The sequence below is a fragment of the Pseudoalteromonas sp. 23_GOM-1509m genome (genome assembly GCF_000518425.1).
GTDB classification, from domain to species: domain Bacteria; phylum Pseudomonadota; class Gammaproteobacteria; order Enterobacterales; family Alteromonadaceae; genus Pseudoalteromonas; species Pseudoalteromonas tetraodonis.
Genome location: NZ_JADO01000017.1, coordinates 83,910 through 99,036, shown reverse-complemented (window position 1 = coordinate 99,036; position 15,127 = coordinate 83,910). Strand labels below are relative to the sequence as shown.

At 40.3% G+C, this 15,127-nt stretch carries 15 protein-coding genes; 5 read left to right on the top strand and 10 right to left on the bottom strand.

The features are described from left to right. Nucleotides 1-9 precede the first annotated feature (9 nt). Nucleotides 10-603 carry an adenylyl-sulfate kinase gene (cysC, locus tag N523_RS0108240; protein WP_013463834.1) on the top strand — a complete coding sequence of 198 codons (594 nt, stop codon included), beginning with the start codon at nt 10-12 and terminating at the stop codon, nt 601-603. 9 nt (nt 604-612) lie between these two features. Further along, nucleotides 613-1,383: a 3'(2'),5'-bisphosphate nucleotidase CysQ gene (cysQ, locus tag N523_RS0108235; protein WP_028835947.1), complete on the top strand. Its 771-nt coding sequence runs from the start codon at nt 613-615 to the stop codon at nt 1,381-1,383. Nucleotides 1,384-1,499: 116 nt separating this feature from the next. On the opposite strand, the gene N523_RS0108230 is transcribed toward cysQ, so the two are convergent. Both N523_RS0108230 and N523_RS0108225 read right to left on the bottom strand, forming a co-directional pair. Next, a complete protein-coding gene (locus tag N523_RS0108230) occupies nt 1,500-2,267 on the bottom strand; it encodes a hypothetical protein (protein WP_028835946.1) in 768 nt (255 codons plus the stop codon). Nucleotides 2,268-2,644: 377 nt separating this feature from the next. Continuing rightward, complete coding sequence (locus N523_RS0108225; RefSeq protein ID WP_008468816.1) at nt 2,645-3,442, bottom strand: alpha/beta fold hydrolase; 798 nt, start codon at nt 3,440-3,442, stop codon at nt 2,645-2,647. 477 nt (nt 3,443-3,919) lie between these two features. On the opposite strand from N523_RS0108225, the gene N523_RS0108220 reads away from it, so the two are divergent. Both N523_RS0108220 and N523_RS0108215 read left to right on the top strand, forming a co-directional pair. Further along, a complete protein-coding gene (locus tag N523_RS0108220; protein WP_028835945.1) occupies nt 3,920-5,191 on the top strand; it encodes an aromatic amino acid transport family protein in 1,272 nt (423 codons plus the stop codon). Between the two features lie 128 nt (nt 5,192-5,319). After that, on the top strand, nt 5,320-6,657 hold the full coding sequence (locus N523_RS0108215; protein WP_028835944.1) for a M24 family metallopeptidase: 1,338 nt from the start codon (nt 5,320-5,322) through the stop codon (nt 6,655-6,657). A gap of 63 nt (nt 6,658-6,720) precedes the next feature. On the opposite strand, the gene speD is transcribed toward N523_RS0108215, so the two are convergent. The 8 genes from speD to N523_RS0108175 all read right to left on the bottom strand — a co-directional run bounded on the left by speD (nt 6,721) and on the right by N523_RS0108175 (nt 14,554). After that, nucleotides 6,721-7,533, bottom strand: coding sequence for an adenosylmethionine decarboxylase (gene speD / locus N523_RS0108210; RefSeq protein WP_013463831.1), 813 nt, complete (start codon nt 7,531-7,533; stop codon nt 6,721-6,723). An 87-nt stretch (nt 7,534-7,620) separates the two neighbouring features. Then, complete coding sequence (locus tag N523_RS0108205; protein ID WP_028835943.1) at nt 7,621-8,034, bottom strand: OsmC family protein; 414 nt, start codon at nt 8,032-8,034, stop codon at nt 7,621-7,623. Nucleotides 8,035-8,129: 95 nt separating this feature from the next. After that, nucleotides 8,130-8,468 carry a DUF3802 family protein gene (locus tag N523_RS0108200; RefSeq protein ID WP_013463829.1) on the bottom strand — a complete coding sequence of 113 codons (339 nt, stop codon included), beginning with the start codon at nt 8,466-8,468 and terminating at the stop codon, nt 8,130-8,132. Nucleotides 8,469-8,604: 136 nt separating this feature from the next. Beyond that, a complete protein-coding gene (gene astD / locus N523_RS0108195; RefSeq protein ID WP_024602227.1) occupies nt 8,605-10,074 on the bottom strand; it encodes a succinylglutamate-semialdehyde dehydrogenase in 1,470 nt (489 codons plus the stop codon). A 15-nt stretch (nt 10,075-10,089) separates the two neighbouring features. Then, the gene (gene astA / locus N523_RS0108190) at nt 10,090-11,106 is read right to left on the bottom strand and encodes an arginine N-succinyltransferase (protein WP_028835942.1); all 1,017 of its coding nucleotides are present in this window, start codon (nt 11,104-11,106) and stop codon (nt 10,090-10,092) included. Between the two features lie 84 nt (nt 11,107-11,190). Continuing rightward, complete coding sequence (locus N523_RS0108185) at nt 11,191-12,396, bottom strand: aspartate aminotransferase family protein (RefSeq protein WP_013463826.1); 1,206 nt, start codon at nt 12,394-12,396, stop codon at nt 11,191-11,193. 370 nt (nt 12,397-12,766) lie between these two features. Next, on the bottom strand, nt 12,767-13,927 hold the full coding sequence (locus tag N523_RS0108180; protein ID WP_028835941.1) for an HDOD domain-containing protein: 1,161 nt from the start codon (nt 13,925-13,927) through the stop codon (nt 12,767-12,769). Nucleotides 13,928-13,972: 45 nt separating this feature from the next. Next, a complete protein-coding gene (locus tag N523_RS0108175; RefSeq protein ID WP_013463824.1) occupies nt 13,973-14,554 on the bottom strand; it encodes an anthranilate synthase component II in 582 nt (193 codons plus the stop codon). 231 nt (nt 14,555-14,785) lie between these two features. Between N523_RS0108175 and N523_RS0108170 the strand changes: the two genes are divergently transcribed. Beyond that, nucleotides 14,786-15,028, top strand: coding sequence for a YdcH family protein (locus N523_RS0108170; protein WP_013463823.1), 243 nt, complete (start codon nt 14,786-14,788; stop codon nt 15,026-15,028). The last annotated feature ends 99 nt before the right edge of the window (nt 15,029-15,127 follow it).

Here is a 15,127-nt window from a genome sequence, read left to right as displayed (position 1 = left end):
ACACAGCAAATGGATAACAATATTGTTTGGCATAATTACGCCACCACTAAAGTACAGCGCAGCGAACAAAAAAAGCATAAGAGCGCTATTATATGGTTTACTGGTTTTTCTGGCTCAGGTAAAAGCACCGTTGCGAATGCTTTAGAAGCGGCACTCAATCAGCAAGGCGCGCACACGTACCTACTTGATGGCGACAATGTACGCCATGGTTTATGTAAAGATTTAGGCTTTAGCGATGCCGATCGCGTTGAAAATATCCGCCGCGTAGGCGAAACCGCCAAGCTAATGGTTGACGCTGGTTTGTTAGTCCTTACTGCGTTTATATCTCCTTTTAAAGCTGAGCGCGACATGGTTCGTGAATTAGTCGATGAGGGTGAATTTATCGAAGTTTTTATCGACACCCCTCTTGAGGTGTGCGAAAGCCGCGATCCAAAAGGCTTATATAAAAAGGCGCGCGCCGGTGAAATTAAACACTTTACTGGGATTGATTCAACTTACCAGCCGCCGGTTAATCCTGAAATAATTTTAGATACCAGTAAAAACACCCTAGACCAATCGGTAGCTCAGCTGATAACGTATCTAAAACATCAGCATATACTATAGGCCCATGTAATGAATCAGACTGAACTGCTAGAAGAAACCCTTATTCTCGCCCGCAAAGCGGGAAGCGCGATTATGGGTATTTACAATAAAGACTTTAACGTTGAGTACAAAGCCGATGAAAGCCCTGTAACCGACGCCGACTTAGCAGCTCATAAAATCATTAGCGCAGGACTAAAAGAGCTCACCCCCGATATTCCTGTGCTTAGTGAAGAAAGTGCCGATATTGGTTGGGATGTACGCCAAACATGGAAAAGCTACTGGCTGGTTGACCCAATCGATGGCACCAAAGAATTTATAAAAAAGAACGGCGAGTTTACCGTTAATATTGCCCTAATCGAAAATGGCAAACCGGTTTTAGCCGTGGTTGATGCCCCTGCACTAGGTGTATCTTATTTAGCCGCCGAAGCCATTGGTGCTTTTAAAGATAAAGGCGATGAGCGCATCGAGCTTAAAGTGACCACCAAGCCTAACAAAGGCCTTATTCGTGTTGTAGGTAGCCGCTCGCACCCTTCCCCTGATTTAGCTGAATTTGTAAAACGCTTTGATGAGGTTGAAATGGTGTCAAAAGGCAGCTCACTGAAACTGTGTTTAGTCGCCGAAGGCAGCGCCGACATATACCCGCGCTTAGGCCCAACTTGTGAATGGGATACCGGCGCAGGCCACGCCATCGCTGAAATAGCCGGCGCTAAAGTCACTCAACTTGATGGCAGCCCGCTTTTGTACAACACCAAAGATGAATATTTGAATCCGTATTTTCTAGTGAGTGCGGTGGAAGAATAAGAGCAGCTTTTAGTGGTTAGCTATCAGTTGTCAGCAAAACAAGTGATAGCTTTAAACAACTCAAAGTAATGAAAAGTCCCTACTCAATTGGAGATGAATAGTATTTGAGAAACCAATTAAGCCCAAATCTGATTACCTACATAAAACCTGAGTTCAATATCTAATTCATCTTTTTCAATGCTGTTTTTCCAAGCATTTTTAATCATATCAAATTCATCAGATTCAAATTCCGTTATTACGGCAACTATAAATTTAGTTTTTATTGTCATAGTGCTTTTAGCTAATTTAGCTCGATGTAGAAACTCATCTACTGCTATAAAAGAAATTGTTGGTCGAGTGTAATATTTGACCTCAAGCAATATAAGCTCATCGTTGGGTTTTATATAACCAGCATCGAATACATAAAGATCAGAGCTAACTTTAATACCAATAGTTGGCTCTATTGATAATTCATTTTTTATTTCGCGAATTACAAATTCTTCAGATTTTCTTATTTTCCCTTTAATATCAGCACGACTCAGCTGCTCTACGCTTGCTTCGTTTTTAGAAGTATTCAACTGGGTAGCAACAGCTTCATTAACATCTTCTTCTAATTTAATTTCTAGCTCTTTTACCGAAAGAGTCTTAAGGAATGAATCATCTGTATTATAATCTGAGGGGCTATATAACTTACCGTGGTGGTCTGTAACCAATTTATAAAAAACATATAGAACAGAAAATGGAAAAATAACAATAAATAAAATTAAAGGCCATCGTTCAAGTGGTTCTAATTTATCTGCTGAGCTTCCTAAAAGAAGAGATGCAAAGCCGTATATCAATGAAATAAATAGCGCAACTATACCTAATGGATTTCTAATTTGATCTTTTGATATTTTCAATTTCACAACATTCCTTTTGACTTCACCAGAGGACGTTCTTCCTATATTTAAGCAAAATGTCCTTATTTTATGGACACTATTAATAGCAAATAGTGTAAGTTATTGCCAATTATAAATATTATATTAGGATCGCTTGTTTGTTATGAAAAAAGCCTATCTTGGCTTCACTAATCACACGACGCTTTGATATAAAAGTGAAGCTATAAATTCAATAAAACCTAATTTATTAAAATATTGCTTCAAATGTTGGACTTTATTCCTTTAGGATATGTTTTAGTTTAGGGCGAAAGTCAAAAAGAATGACCTATTCCTATTTACTAATAATGGCTGTTATACGTTTTTTAAACTTGCCATTAATCGAACGATTTTTAAAGGCGGTAACCCTAACGATTTTGTTGGGCGATAAAAGCAAGCGAGTGTTGATTGAATAAGTCTGGGCGTTCTACGTTACAAACATGGCCGCAATGGTGAATGGTTTGCAATACGCTATTTTTATGGCGCTTAACCATTTCTTTAACCGGGCCAAGGAACATATGATCTTCTTTACCCATAATGTAAAGAATGGGTATATCAATGTCTTTTTCTTTGAAATACTGCATTAAAGGATTTACGTCCATGGCTAATTTAAACCATTTTATAAACTCTTTTTGGCACAAGCGTTTTGCTTCACGAACAAACAAAAGTCGAGACTCTTTATGACGCTTTTTCGGCATCATAATAAAAGCAAATAAACGATACAGCCACATGTAAGGCAACAAGTGTTTAAAGGTATTGCCTAAATAAACCAAGGTATTACTACGAGTGTTAAAACGAGTAACCGCTCCACCTAGCACCATGCTAGAAACATATTGCGGGGCGATTTCTGCAATATTTCGAATAAGAATTGTGCCCAATGAAATACCAACAAAGTGTGCGCTGGTGATATTGTTATGATCTAACACATCAATAATGTCTTTAGAAACATTATTAAATGAGTAATTATTATCTACAAAGTTTTGTAATAGATCATTAGATTTACCGTGACCACGAAGATCAAGCAACAACACATTATATTCTTTTTTATAAGCTTTAAGCTGACGAAACCAGATTGCCGAACTACCCCCTGCGCCATGGACAAATACTACCCATGTTTTACTGGTTTCGTGCACAAAAATAGTATGGAAAAGAATGTCTTTGCTCATTGCAATTAGCGGCCTATTTACTTCATTTGGCTTATTGAATTGTAGAAAGTATAACGGAGTTTAGAAAAAATCTCTTATGAAGTTCCGATTAATGGCTTCAATATTACAGGATAAAACCCGTTTTGAGTTATTAGCTATCAATTAACTGGCCAAGAAAGTGAGCAAGTACTCTCAATTCTCATAAGTACACTTATCAATCATTCACTGAGTTAATCTATACCAAGTACACATTGACTTGAAAATAACTTTTCAGATTGTATGTCCCGCCTTTCACACCAATCATGCTGATTATTCACGCATTTCGCGGCATATTCCTGCACTAATTGCGCAGCTTTTAAACACTGTTTCATATTCGTGACAGTCAGTAACTAATACGCTACAACAAATTTATATCCAAGACATAAAAACACATGAAATGAGTGCCTAAAAACTATATTCTTCGGCGCAATTATTATGATAAATAATGGATACACACACATGACAACATCTCAAGGTGCAACGCTTTCAAATGCACCAGCACAAGACGCACACACGTCTAAATCAAAATGGAATCTGCATGATACGCAGTGGACACTTAGTCTTTTTGGCACCGCAGTAGGTGCAGGTATTTTATTTTTACCGATTAACATTGGTATTGGTGGTTTTTGGCCGCTGATTATTATGGCGTGTTTAGCCTTTCCGATGACCTTTTTAGCCCACCGTGGCTTGGCGCGTTTTGTATTATCGTCAAAAAATAAAGAGGCTGATTTTACCGATGTGGTAGAAGAGCACTTTGGCGTAAATGCGGGTCGACTGATCTCCTTGTTATACTTTTTATCAATTTTTCCTATTTTGCTTATTTACGGTGTGGGTTTAACCAATACGGTAGACAGCTTTATGGTCAATCAGCTAGGGATGGAGTCGCCGTCACGCGTTGCGTTATCGGGTATCTTAGTTGCGCTGATGATTGGCTTAATGATGGGCGGTGAGCGCTTAATGCTGCGCGCCTTTGCTATTTTAGTGTATCCGTTAGTGGGTATATTATTCTTTTTATCGCTGTATTTAATCCCAAGCTGGCAAATGCCGGATACAAGTTTGCCTGAGCTAGGCAGCTTTAGTAAAACACTTTGGTTATCAATTCCTATTATTGTATTTTCGTTTAGCCATGCAGCGGCTATTTCAAGCTTTGTTAATAAACAACGCAGCCACTACGGTGAACTAGCAACGTCTAAGTCAGAAGCGATTCTAAAACGTACTAGCTTATTACTGATCACATTTGTTTTGTTATTTGTGTTCTCATGTGTGCTATCACTTACAGGTGAACAAATGGCAGAAGCCAAAGCGGCAAACGTTTCTGTTTTGTCTTACTTAGCTAATATTACGGAAAACTCATTCATTGCAACGCTGGGACCTTTGGTTGCCTTTATTGCTATTATGTCGTCGTTTTTAGGTCACTTTTTAGGGGCGCGCGAAAGCTTTACCGGATTAGTAACTAAACACTCAAGCATGAGCCCTAAAGTGGCTGACAAAGTGGGTGCGGTACTGATGTTTTTTGCTATTTGGTTCTGCGCGGTTAAAAACCCAAGCATACTAGATATGATGGATCAGTTATCGGGCCCAATCATTGCGATGATTTTATTCATTATGCCAATGATTGCGGTTTACAAAGTACCTAGCTTACAAAAATACCGTAACCGTTTAAGTACCTTATTTGTACTGGCGGTCGGTTCGTTAGCCGTGTGTGCGTTACTGTACAGCATGCTTAGCTAAACGTTTTGACTCTAAAAAGCCCAGTATTTTGCTGGGCTTTTTTGTGCCTGCGGTTTATCGCAAATGATTTTTTTATCGTATTGCTTGTGAGATGTTAGCTTATATATTCGCCTAAAAATAAGCCAACTATGCAAAACAATAAATGCGTTTTTTTATTAGCCTTTATACTCATACTTCTTAGCCCTGTAATTAAAGCCGCTGAGTCCCCGACTATTTTATCAATGAAAGACAGGGCCGCGTTTATCGATAGCATTACCGAAAAACGCATCAATACGTTATTACCCACATTAATGCAGCAACACAATATAGATATGTGGCTAATGATAAGCCGCGAATATAATGAAGATCCGATATTAAAAACCATGCTGCCAGCAACGTGGTTGTCGGCAAGACGCACCACCATTTTAGTGCTAGCACGCAATGCCTCAGGGGCTGTAGATGCTTTTGCTATTGCGCCTTATAAAATAGGGAATGTGTTTAAAAAGGTATGGGACAAGCAAGCCCAGCCCAATCAGTGGCTTGCCCTTAATGAGCTTATTGAGCAATACCAACCGCGAAATATTGCTCTCAATACATCTACAGACTGGGCACACGCTGATGGCTTAGTGCATGGCGATTACACCACTTTAATGGCCAACTTACCTGCGACATATAAAAATAAAATAATCTCAGCCGAGCCGCTGGCTGTTGCATGGTTAGAGCAACGCATTCCAGAAGAAGTGGACATGTACAAACACATTGTTGCTATTGCTCATTCTATTATTGCTGAGGGCTTTTCAAATAAAGTAATTACGGTGGGCAAAACAACCAGCGACGACTTAGTATGGTGGTTTAGAGAGCGCGTAAGGGAGCTTAAACTGCAAACGTGGTTTCACCCAAGTATTGCAATACAACGCGCCGACAGTAAATCGTTCGACCACGAAGACAGTTTTACCAATGGCTATGCCGACAATGTTATTCAAGCTGGCGATTTACTGCATGTTGATTTTGGTATTACGTATTTACGCCTAAATACCGACACTCAACAACATGCGTATGTTTTAAAACCAGGCGAGACAAAAGCCCCTGATTACCTTGTTGATGCGTTAAAAAAGGGTAATAAGCTACAGGACATTTTTACGGCTGAATTTACAGCTGGTAAAACGGGTAATCAGGTATTAAAAGCCGCCCGCGAAAAAGCCATTGCACAAGGTTTAAAACCCACTATTTATACGCACCCGCTTGGCTATCATGGCCATGCAGCTGGCACGACATTAGGCATGTGGGATTCACAGCAAGGTGTGCCGGGTGATGGCGATTACCCACTGCATTTAAATACCGCTTATTCTATTGAGCTTAACAATGCGGTGTTTATAAAGCCGTGGAATAAAGAAATAAGAATAATGCTAGAAGAAGACGCCCTGTTTGATAAAACCGGTGTGTGGTATCTAAATGGCCGACAAACCGAGTTGTTACTCGTTAAGTAGCATTAAACAACACATACAAAAATGGCGCTCAGTGAGCGCCATTTTTTATTTAATGCGTTGCTATTATTCTGTATCTGGCAGATTACGACCATAGAATATTTCTTGCATTTCACGTGTTAGTTTTGAGCGAATCTCTTCTTCTTCGTCATCTGACAAATCATCAGTAGATAAACCAAATAAATACGTATTTAAATCGGTTTCTTTTAACATCATTTTGGTATGAAACAGGTTTTCTTGATACACGTTCACGTCCATCATTTGGTACGCTTCTTTAGTATCTTCTGTCATGAAGTTTTGAATCGAGTTAATTGCATGGTCAATGTAATGTTTAACGCCGTTAATATCACGGGTAAAGCCACGTACACGGTAGTCAATTGTAACCACATCAGACTCAAGGCTATGGATTAAGAAGTTTAACGCTTTAAGTGGCGAAATAATGCCACAGGTTGATACTTCAATATCAGCACGGAAAGTACAAATACCATCATCAGGGTGTGCTTCAGGGTACGTGTGAACACAAATGTGGCTTTTATCAAGGTGTGCAACCACTGAGTCAGGTAACGGCCCTGGTGCTTCGTCAGCATCATAATTTTGCTGCTCTTCTACCGGCTCTTCTGAAACCAAAATAGTTACGCTGGCACCTTGTGGCTCGTAATCTTGACGTGCAATATTTAAAATATTGGCACCAATAATATCAACCACATCACCTAAAATGTCGGTTAGTCTATCTGCACTATACTGCTCATCGATATATTCTATATATTCTTTACGTTGTTGCTCTGTTTTTGCATAGCAAATATCGTAAATACTAAAGCTTAGGCTTTTAGTTAAATTATTAAAGCCATGAAGTTTAAGTTTATCGAAGGGTTTGTTCATATAAACCAACCTATAAATTAGTGAAATCTGCACCTGCAGAATGAAAAGTTCGCGGATTTTATACGAATTTTACTCACGGAAAAAGCGTTATTTTCCCTGATCTTGAACAACTTCATGGCTGTGGGTAATTTCTACTGTTTTATCAAGCATTAATGCAACTGAACAATACTTTTCTGCCGAAAGCGAAACCGCTCTTTCTAGGTGCTTTTCAGACACATTATTACCGGTTACAACAAAGTGTAAATTAATTTTGGTGAACACGCGCGGGGCTGTTTCTGCTCGTTCAGCGGTTAACTGCACATCTACTGATGAGAACTCTTGCTTAGTTTTTTTTAAAATACTCACCACATCAACCGATGAACAACCACCAACCGACATCAATACCATTTCCATTGGGCTAGGTGCTGCTCCGTCACTGCCCGCATCAAACACGACATTATGATTACTGCTAGAGCGACCGATGTAAGTATTACCTTCAACCCATTTTACATTTGCTTGCATTGTTTTATCTCAATAATTTATATTCATTACACGCAGACACTCGCGCGCATTTAAAATTAAATAGCGAATAAAGCGTGGTTTTAAAGGGGGAAATATTAACTAATAGCGTTATCAAATAAGTTTTTGACTAGCCCTGCAAACTCATCAATAAAAGCATGCTGTTCGACTGTGACGGTGTGAGAAGTCACACTGCTGAGTACTTCTTGTAAGTCGTAAACAATGCCATCAACTTCGCGTACAATTTGACTACGCTGCTCTGTAGATAGATCGGGGTGTTGTTGACAAATGCGTATGACATTTTCGGCAATTACATCTTCAATTAACTCAATAACCGTTGGTGCACCTGGCTTTATTTCACCTGGTTTTTCAAACAACGCTAAGTTCTGAGTTAGGTACATTATTAAGTCATCGTACCCTTGCCTGTTTAAAACCATTGTCTACTTACCTCAAAAATACTGGTTGCTTAATTTAAGCAGAAAGCACTGATAATTGCTAGCTTTGTGAGATTGCAGTACAAAAAAAGCAGCCGAAGCTGCTTTTTTAGTGATTTATTACTAGTTTAAAAATCAGTTAATCGATTTTTAAACCTGGGCTTAGTGTTGCTGGCATGGTTACTTTTTCAAGTTCCACAGACGCAACAGGGTATGCACAGTAGTCAGCGGCATAATAAGCGCTTGCTCTGTGGTTACCTGAGGCACCAATACCGCCAAACGGCGCTGCACTTGATGCACCGGTAATAGGACGGTTCCAGTTAACAATCCCCGCACGGATACGACGTAAGAAATGATCGTAATCGGCTTGGTTATCACTTAGTAGGCCTGCTGATAAACCAAAGCTCGTGTCGTTTGCTTTATCAATTGCTTGGTCAAAGTCATCAAAACGGAATACTTTTAGAAGCGGACCAAAATGCTCTTCATCTGGGAAGTCATTGATATTTGTACACTCAATAATACCCGGTGTAACAAAACCAGTGTTTGCTGTGTGCTCAAGCTCAACCAGCACTTCGCCACCCATGGCCTTTAACTCATCTTGTGCTTTAACCATTCCAGCGGCAGCGGCTGTTGAAATCATAGAGCCCATAAATGGTTGGTCAGCATCGTCATAATTACCAACTTTGATTGCTTTAGTGGCTGTAATTAGGCGTGCTAAAATTTCATCGCCTTTAGCACCTGTTGGTAAAAACAATTTACGCGCACACGTACAGCGTTGGCCGCTTGAGATAAACGCAGATTGCACAATATCGTGCACAACAGCAAGCGTATCTTCTGCATCTTTAACGATTAGCGGATTATTACCACCCATTTCAAGCGCTAAAATCTTACCTGGTTGACCTGCGAACTGCTCATGTAAAATATGACCCGTACGAGAAGAACCTGTAAAGAATAAACCATCAATGCCTTTGTGTGACGCCAGTGCTTTACCTGTTTCAACTTCACCTTGTACAAGGTTAATAACCCCTGCTGGTAAACCGGCTTTTTCCCATAGTTTAAGGGTTAGCTCAGCCACCATAGGTGTTAGTTCAGAGGGTTTAAATACCACGGTATTACCAGCTAAAAGTGCAGGTACAATGTGGCCATTTGGTAAATGCCCAGGGAAGTTATAAGGACCAAATACAGCAACAACACCGTGTGGCTTATGGCGGATCATCGCACGGCCTTGCGGCATCGCGTTTTCAACGTCGCCGGTACGCTCTAAAAATGCTTTTTCAGCAATGGCAATTTTTCCGACCATGGCACCCGCTTCAGTACGCGTTTCCCAAAGTGGCTTACCTGTTTCTTGAGCTATTGCCACAGCCAACTCTTCGCTATGCTCTTTTAACGTTGCAGCAAAGGTTTTTACAATTTCTAAGCGCTGCGCAAAGCTTTTATCAGCCCAGCTATAAAATGCTTCACGCGCAGAGGCTACGGCGCTATCTACTTGCTCAGCGCTTGCAGCTGATGCCTGCCAAATAACATCGTTATTTGCAGGGTTAACTGAGTTAAATTCTGTGCCTTGGCCTGGTGACCATTGACCATTAATAAATTGTGCAGGATGAGTCATATACTTTCTCCTAAATTAAACTGGGGTAGCAGTAACAAAATCGCCCGATTTCAAATGTAATGCATCAGCAAGTTCTTGCGTAAGCACTAGGCTGTTTGATCGCTCGTCAAATGCCATTGGCGCTACTGTTGCTCTAAAGTCTTCAAGTTTGTCATTGGCTAACAACACCATGGTATCGCCTGTCATTTCGCCAATTTCAACGCTAAAGTTTTGTGCATTGCGAATTGTCGCAATGTTATCTACTTTTGCTTCAACGGTTGGGCCCGCATCAAAAATGTCAACGTAACCATTAAAAGTAAAACCTTCACTTTTTAATAGTTGAATTGCAGGGCGCGTATTGTCATGCACTTGACCTATAACCGCTTGCGCGTCTTTACTCAATAAGTTGACGTAAATTGGGTATTTAGGCATAAGCTCAGCAATAAATACTTTTTGCCCTATTCCCGTCAGATAATCTGCCGTTGGGAAGTCCATAGAGAAAAAGTGCTCTTCAAGCCACTGCCAAAATGGGCTACTACCGTTTTCGTCAGATACACCGCGCATTTCTGCAATAACGGTTTGTGCAAAGCGTTGTTGATGCTGTTTTATAAACATAAAACGTGCTTTTGAAAGCAGCTTACCGTTACAATTTTTACGATAGCCGTTTTTTAAAAACAGTGTGCACAGCTCTGTCGCCCCAGTGTAGTCATTACAAAGGGTGAGAATATCTACCGCTTTATACACATCTAGCGTGCGCGAAGAGTGAATCACTTTACTCAAATGATAATGATAAAATGCGTCATCTAAGCCAACTGCGGCTTCAATACCTGAAGTACCGACTACTTCACCAGTTTCAGTATCTTCAAGAACAAATAAGTAACCCTCATCACCTGGTTGTGATGTCGTTTTTGTAAATGAGTTAACTGAATGCGCTATCTTCTTTTGTAATAACTCTTCATTATTAGGCAAAGAAGTAAAGCCATGTCCCGACTCGTCGGCGATGGTTACTAAAGCTGCATAATCACTTTTTTGGATTGGGCGAAGGATCATCATGAATCCGCTTACTCCCTTATATATAACGGTAAATAGGAACTGCAAGGCAAACTACGTTTGCCCCTAAAGAAGTTGAATTAGCAATTACGCATTTACAACGTGGGCTACTGCTTTTTCAAAGCGTGCCATACCTTCGCGAATATCTGCTTCTGGTATTACTAAAGAAGGTGTGAAACGAACCACATCAGCACCAGCAACCAATGACATTAAGCCATGCTCAGTACCGGCAACTAAAAACTCTTTTGCACGGCCTTTGTATTGCTCGTTTACCACAGCACCAATTAATAAACCTTGGCCACGAATTTCACTAAATACGTTGTACTTGTCGTTAATGGCATTTAATAGCTCAGTAAATAACGCCGACTTTGCTTTAACGCCCGCTAAAACTTCTGGGTTATTTACAGTATCAAATGCAGCTTCTGCAACCGCACACGCTAGTGGATTACCACCGTAAGTAGAACCATGAGTACCTACTTTGAGGTGCTGTGCAATTTCAGTGGTTGTTAGCATAGCGCCAATTGGGAAACCGCCACCGAGAGCTTTTGCTGAAGTTAAAATATCAGGCACTACATTTAAACCTTGGTATGCGTATAGCTCACCTGTACGGCCAACACCTGATTGTACTTCATCAAAAATAAGCAGTGCGTTGTGTTTAGTACATAAATCGCGAACGCCCTGTGCAAATTCGTCAGTTGGCGAAATAATACCGCCTTCACCTTGAATTGGCTCCATCATTACCGCACAGGTGTTATCGCTGATCAGTGCTTCAAATGCGGCAAGGTCATTGTAATCACAATGAACAATGTCGCCTGGCTTAGGACCAAAACCATCTGAATAGGCTGCTTGACCGCCTACAGTAACGGTGAAGAATGTACGGCCATGGAAACCTTTATTAAAGGCGATGATTTGCGATTTTTCTGCGCCAAATTTATCAAGCGCAAAACGACGCGCCAATTTAAGTGCCGCTTCGTTTGCTTCTGCGCCTGAGTTTGCAAAGTAAACTTTTTCAGCAAAGGTCGCATCAACCATTTTTTTAGCTAGGCGAAGTGCCGGCTCGTTGGTCATTACATTTGATAAATGCCAAATTTTTTCGCCTTGCTCTTTTAATGCGCCCACTAATGCAGGATGGCAATGGCCAAGACAGTTAACGGCAATACCACCAGCAAAGTCGATAAACTCTCGTCCTTGTTGATCCCATACACGAGAGCCTTCGCCTCGAACAGGAATTACGCTTGAAGGTGCGTAGTTAGGAACCATTACGTGATCAAATAATTCGCGATTGACTGTCATTTTATTTCCTCTTAATTGTGTGCATCACAAAGCAGTAGAATAGGGGTGTGATTATTGTTAATAACCAAATGTGCCGGCAAAAATTAATAGCTGTATATTTGCCTGAAACTACGTTGTGGTTCAATTTTCAGGCGCTCATTATTTCAGAAATTTAGGGGGATGTCTCTTCAAAAACTTTCATGTACCCCTTTAAAATAAAGGGCTTAAGATATTATTTCATAGATAGTGAATAACTATTTGAGAGCTAATTATGATGTGCATTTACCTTAGTGAGCGCCTCTACAACGAAAAAAGCATGGCGCTTATAAATCAACTGCACATGAATAAGTAGAATTAAAGTGAATGAATAGTCGCAAAAAAATTAACAGATTTAATCAATTTGAAGTGCCAAATTAGTAAAATTACCTGTTTTTAGGGTATCTAACTCTTTTTTAGTGAACTGATAATAGCTAAACCAGCTTTGTAATTCATCGTCTTCAATCAGCTGGTGCTCTTTTAAATTTAAATATTGAGAATAACAGCGAGCCTTTAAAATCACTTGCGATAATGGCAATAAACTATCGCCCTTTTCAACCCCATTCACTAACTGCTGCATAACACTGTTAAAGGGCAAATATTTGAACGACATGGTTTCTATGACCTTGGCGCTGACAAGCAGTGATTTTTCGTGTAGCAGTGTTGTTAAAAATAACGGATCTGGTTTTAGCTCTAATAGCGCGGTGTGTAGGTTTTTATCACCTTCTTCACGAGCACGCAGTACTTTGCGCTGCCATACCTGATCAAACACTTTTAGGTATAAGCGCACTAAAGCAATTTGCCCTACATTAAGTAACATGCCCAATGTAAACGCATGCATTGGGTTTACCCCGTTAAGCTGGGCAAGCGTTTGCGCTGCAATGGCACACGACATGGTGTTGTCTTTTAACCTGCGTTTTAATAACGTGAATGGTTCTGTGCTATGTGGCATCCAATGACGCACAGCAAAAGTAGGCACTACCAGCTGTAAATTATCTAAGCCTACATAACGCAATGCTAATGCAGGCGAGTCTACTTTTACTGAGGTGGTTTTACTGCGCTGCTTACGATAAAAGGGTAAATTAACTAAGGTAACTAGTTCTCGCCCCAACCAACTTAAATCGTTAATTAGTGGCTCTAAACGGCCAACCGAGGCGGCGCGAGTAGCCAGTATATCGAGTATGGCGCACACGTTATCTTCTATGCCAATGGTGTCTTTAATCACAAAATCGATGTCTTCAAGACGTTTAGCAATCACGCTTTCAATAACGGTATGGAGTTTTTGACTGGTTTTAGCCTGTAACTTTTGATGTGAAGAGCTTTTTTGTTGGCGCTTTTGCTGCGCAGCTACTTCTACTTCTAATAAGGTGCGTTTTTTAACGGGTTTGCCGTCATTAAGATCTAAGGTATGAATAAAGCCAATTTGCTGATTGGCAAAACTATGACCCAGTAGCAAATCATGCGCTCGTTGGTTTAGCACATTAACAATACGCTGTTGCTGCAATATGTCGGTCATAAGCTCTATCTTAGGGCAAAAAGTAAATAGCTTGCAGGTATAAGCCTAGAAGCGCGTTAAAAAGTTATCAAGTAAAGCTAAGCCCTGCTCGGTCAAAATCGCTTCAGGGTGAAATTGCACACCTTCAAGTGCGAGCTCGTTATGTAATAATCCCATAATTTCATCACGCTGCCCAGCGATGCTTTGAGTCCATGCTGTTACTTCTAACTCCTTTGGCAATGAGTGCGCTTCAACAATTAATGAATGGTAGCGGCACACCGTAAGTGGATTAGGTAGGCCCTTAAACATGCCTTGGTGCTGATGATAAATAGGCGATGTTTTTCCATGCATAACCTGTTTAGCTCGCACTACTTTACCACCTAGCACTTGAGCAATGGTTTGGTGCCCCAAACAAATACCTAATATAGGATAAACTCCTTTAAACTGCTCTACCACAGATAACGACACTCCCGCTTCAGTCGGGTTTTTAGGCCCTGGAGAAATCACAATATGATCTGGGTTTAACTGTTTGATCTCACTCAGCGTTATTTGGTCGTTACGTTTTACCAACACGTCTTGATCTAAGCGCTGAAAATACTGTACCAAGTTATAGGTGAACGAGTCATAGTTATCGATCATTAAAAGCATGTAATAAAGTACTCAAAGTAATTAGGGCCTGTCGCAGGCATATTCTAACTGAAGCCTTTGCAGGTGTCAGTGTTTTGCAGCCCAGCAAACATAAATAGACACACTAACAACCAATAACGGTTGATTTATTTTAGATCAGCCCAAGCTCTGTTGTATGGGGACACCCCAAGTCACTGATCATTTTTATATAACGTGACGTGCATTATGCAACAGCCATTTAAGGAGTAACCTATGTTAGGCGAAGACCATTCATTAACTAAAGATTTTCCTGATTACACGCAAACTATTGCAAAACTTAATGCAAACGATGAAAACTTTGCAACCAAAGCAAAACAATACAATGAAATCGATAAAGAAATTCGAGTACTTGAGCTACAAGACTCACCCATAGATGACGAAGCCATGCAGCAGTTAAAACACGACAGAATGGTATTAAAAGATTGGCTACATCAACAATTAACGGATGCTAATTAATTGTTGTTATTTGGCGCCTATTAAATTGTAGGCGCCAGAATTGAGTTTTCACCTCCCTCTCCTACCTTTCGCTCATCTATAATTTTAACCATTATGGTG

What these genes read in the sequence shown, in the direction of transcription:
- cysC (WP_013463834.1), top strand. Translation starts at nt 10, where the DNA reads ATGGATAACAATATTGTTTGGCATAATTACGCCACCACTAAAGTACAG.
- N523_RS0108215 (WP_028835944.1), top strand. Translation starts at nt 5,320, where the DNA reads ATGCAAAACAATAAATGCGTTTTTTTATTAGCCTTTATACTCATACTT.
- N523_RS0108225 (WP_008468816.1), bottom strand. Translation starts at nt 3,442, where the DNA reads ATGAGCAAAGACATTCTTTTCCATACTATTTTTGTGCACGAAACCAGT.
- N523_RS0108205 (WP_028835943.1), bottom strand. Translation starts at nt 8,034, where the DNA reads ATGCAAGCAAATGTAAAATGGGTTGAAGGTAATACTTACATCGGTCGC.
- cysQ (WP_028835947.1), top strand. Translation starts at nt 613, where the DNA reads ATGAATCAGACTGAACTGCTAGAAGAAACCCTTATTCTCGCCCGCAAA.
- astA (WP_028835942.1), bottom strand. Translation starts at nt 11,106, where the DNA reads ATGATGATCCTTCGCCCAATCCAAAAAAGTGATTATGCAGCTTTAGTA.
- N523_RS0108200 (WP_013463829.1), bottom strand. Translation starts at nt 8,468, where the DNA reads ATGGTTTTAAACAGGCAAGGGTACGATGACTTAATAATGTACCTAACT.
- N523_RS0108170 (WP_013463823.1), top strand. Translation starts at nt 14,786, where the DNA reads ATGTTAGGCGAAGACCATTCATTAACTAAAGATTTTCCTGATTACACG.
- N523_RS0108175 (WP_013463824.1), bottom strand. Translation starts at nt 14,554, where the DNA reads ATGCTTTTAATGATCGATAACTATGACTCGTTCACCTATAACTTGGTA.
- N523_RS0108180 (WP_028835941.1), bottom strand. Translation starts at nt 13,927, where the DNA reads ATGACCGACATATTGCAGCAACAGCGTATTGTTAATGTGCTAAACCAA.
- astD (WP_024602227.1), bottom strand. Translation starts at nt 10,074, where the DNA reads ATGACTCATCCTGCACAATTTATTAATGGTCAATGGTCACCAGGCCAA.
- speD (WP_013463831.1), bottom strand. Translation starts at nt 7,533, where the DNA reads ATGAACAAACCCTTCGATAAACTTAAACTTCATGGCTTTAATAATTTA.
- N523_RS0108185 (WP_013463826.1), bottom strand. Translation starts at nt 12,396, where the DNA reads ATGACAGTCAATCGCGAATTATTTGATCACGTAATGGTTCCTAACTAC.
- N523_RS0108220 (WP_028835945.1), top strand. Translation starts at nt 3,920, where the DNA reads ATGACAACATCTCAAGGTGCAACGCTTTCAAATGCACCAGCACAAGAC.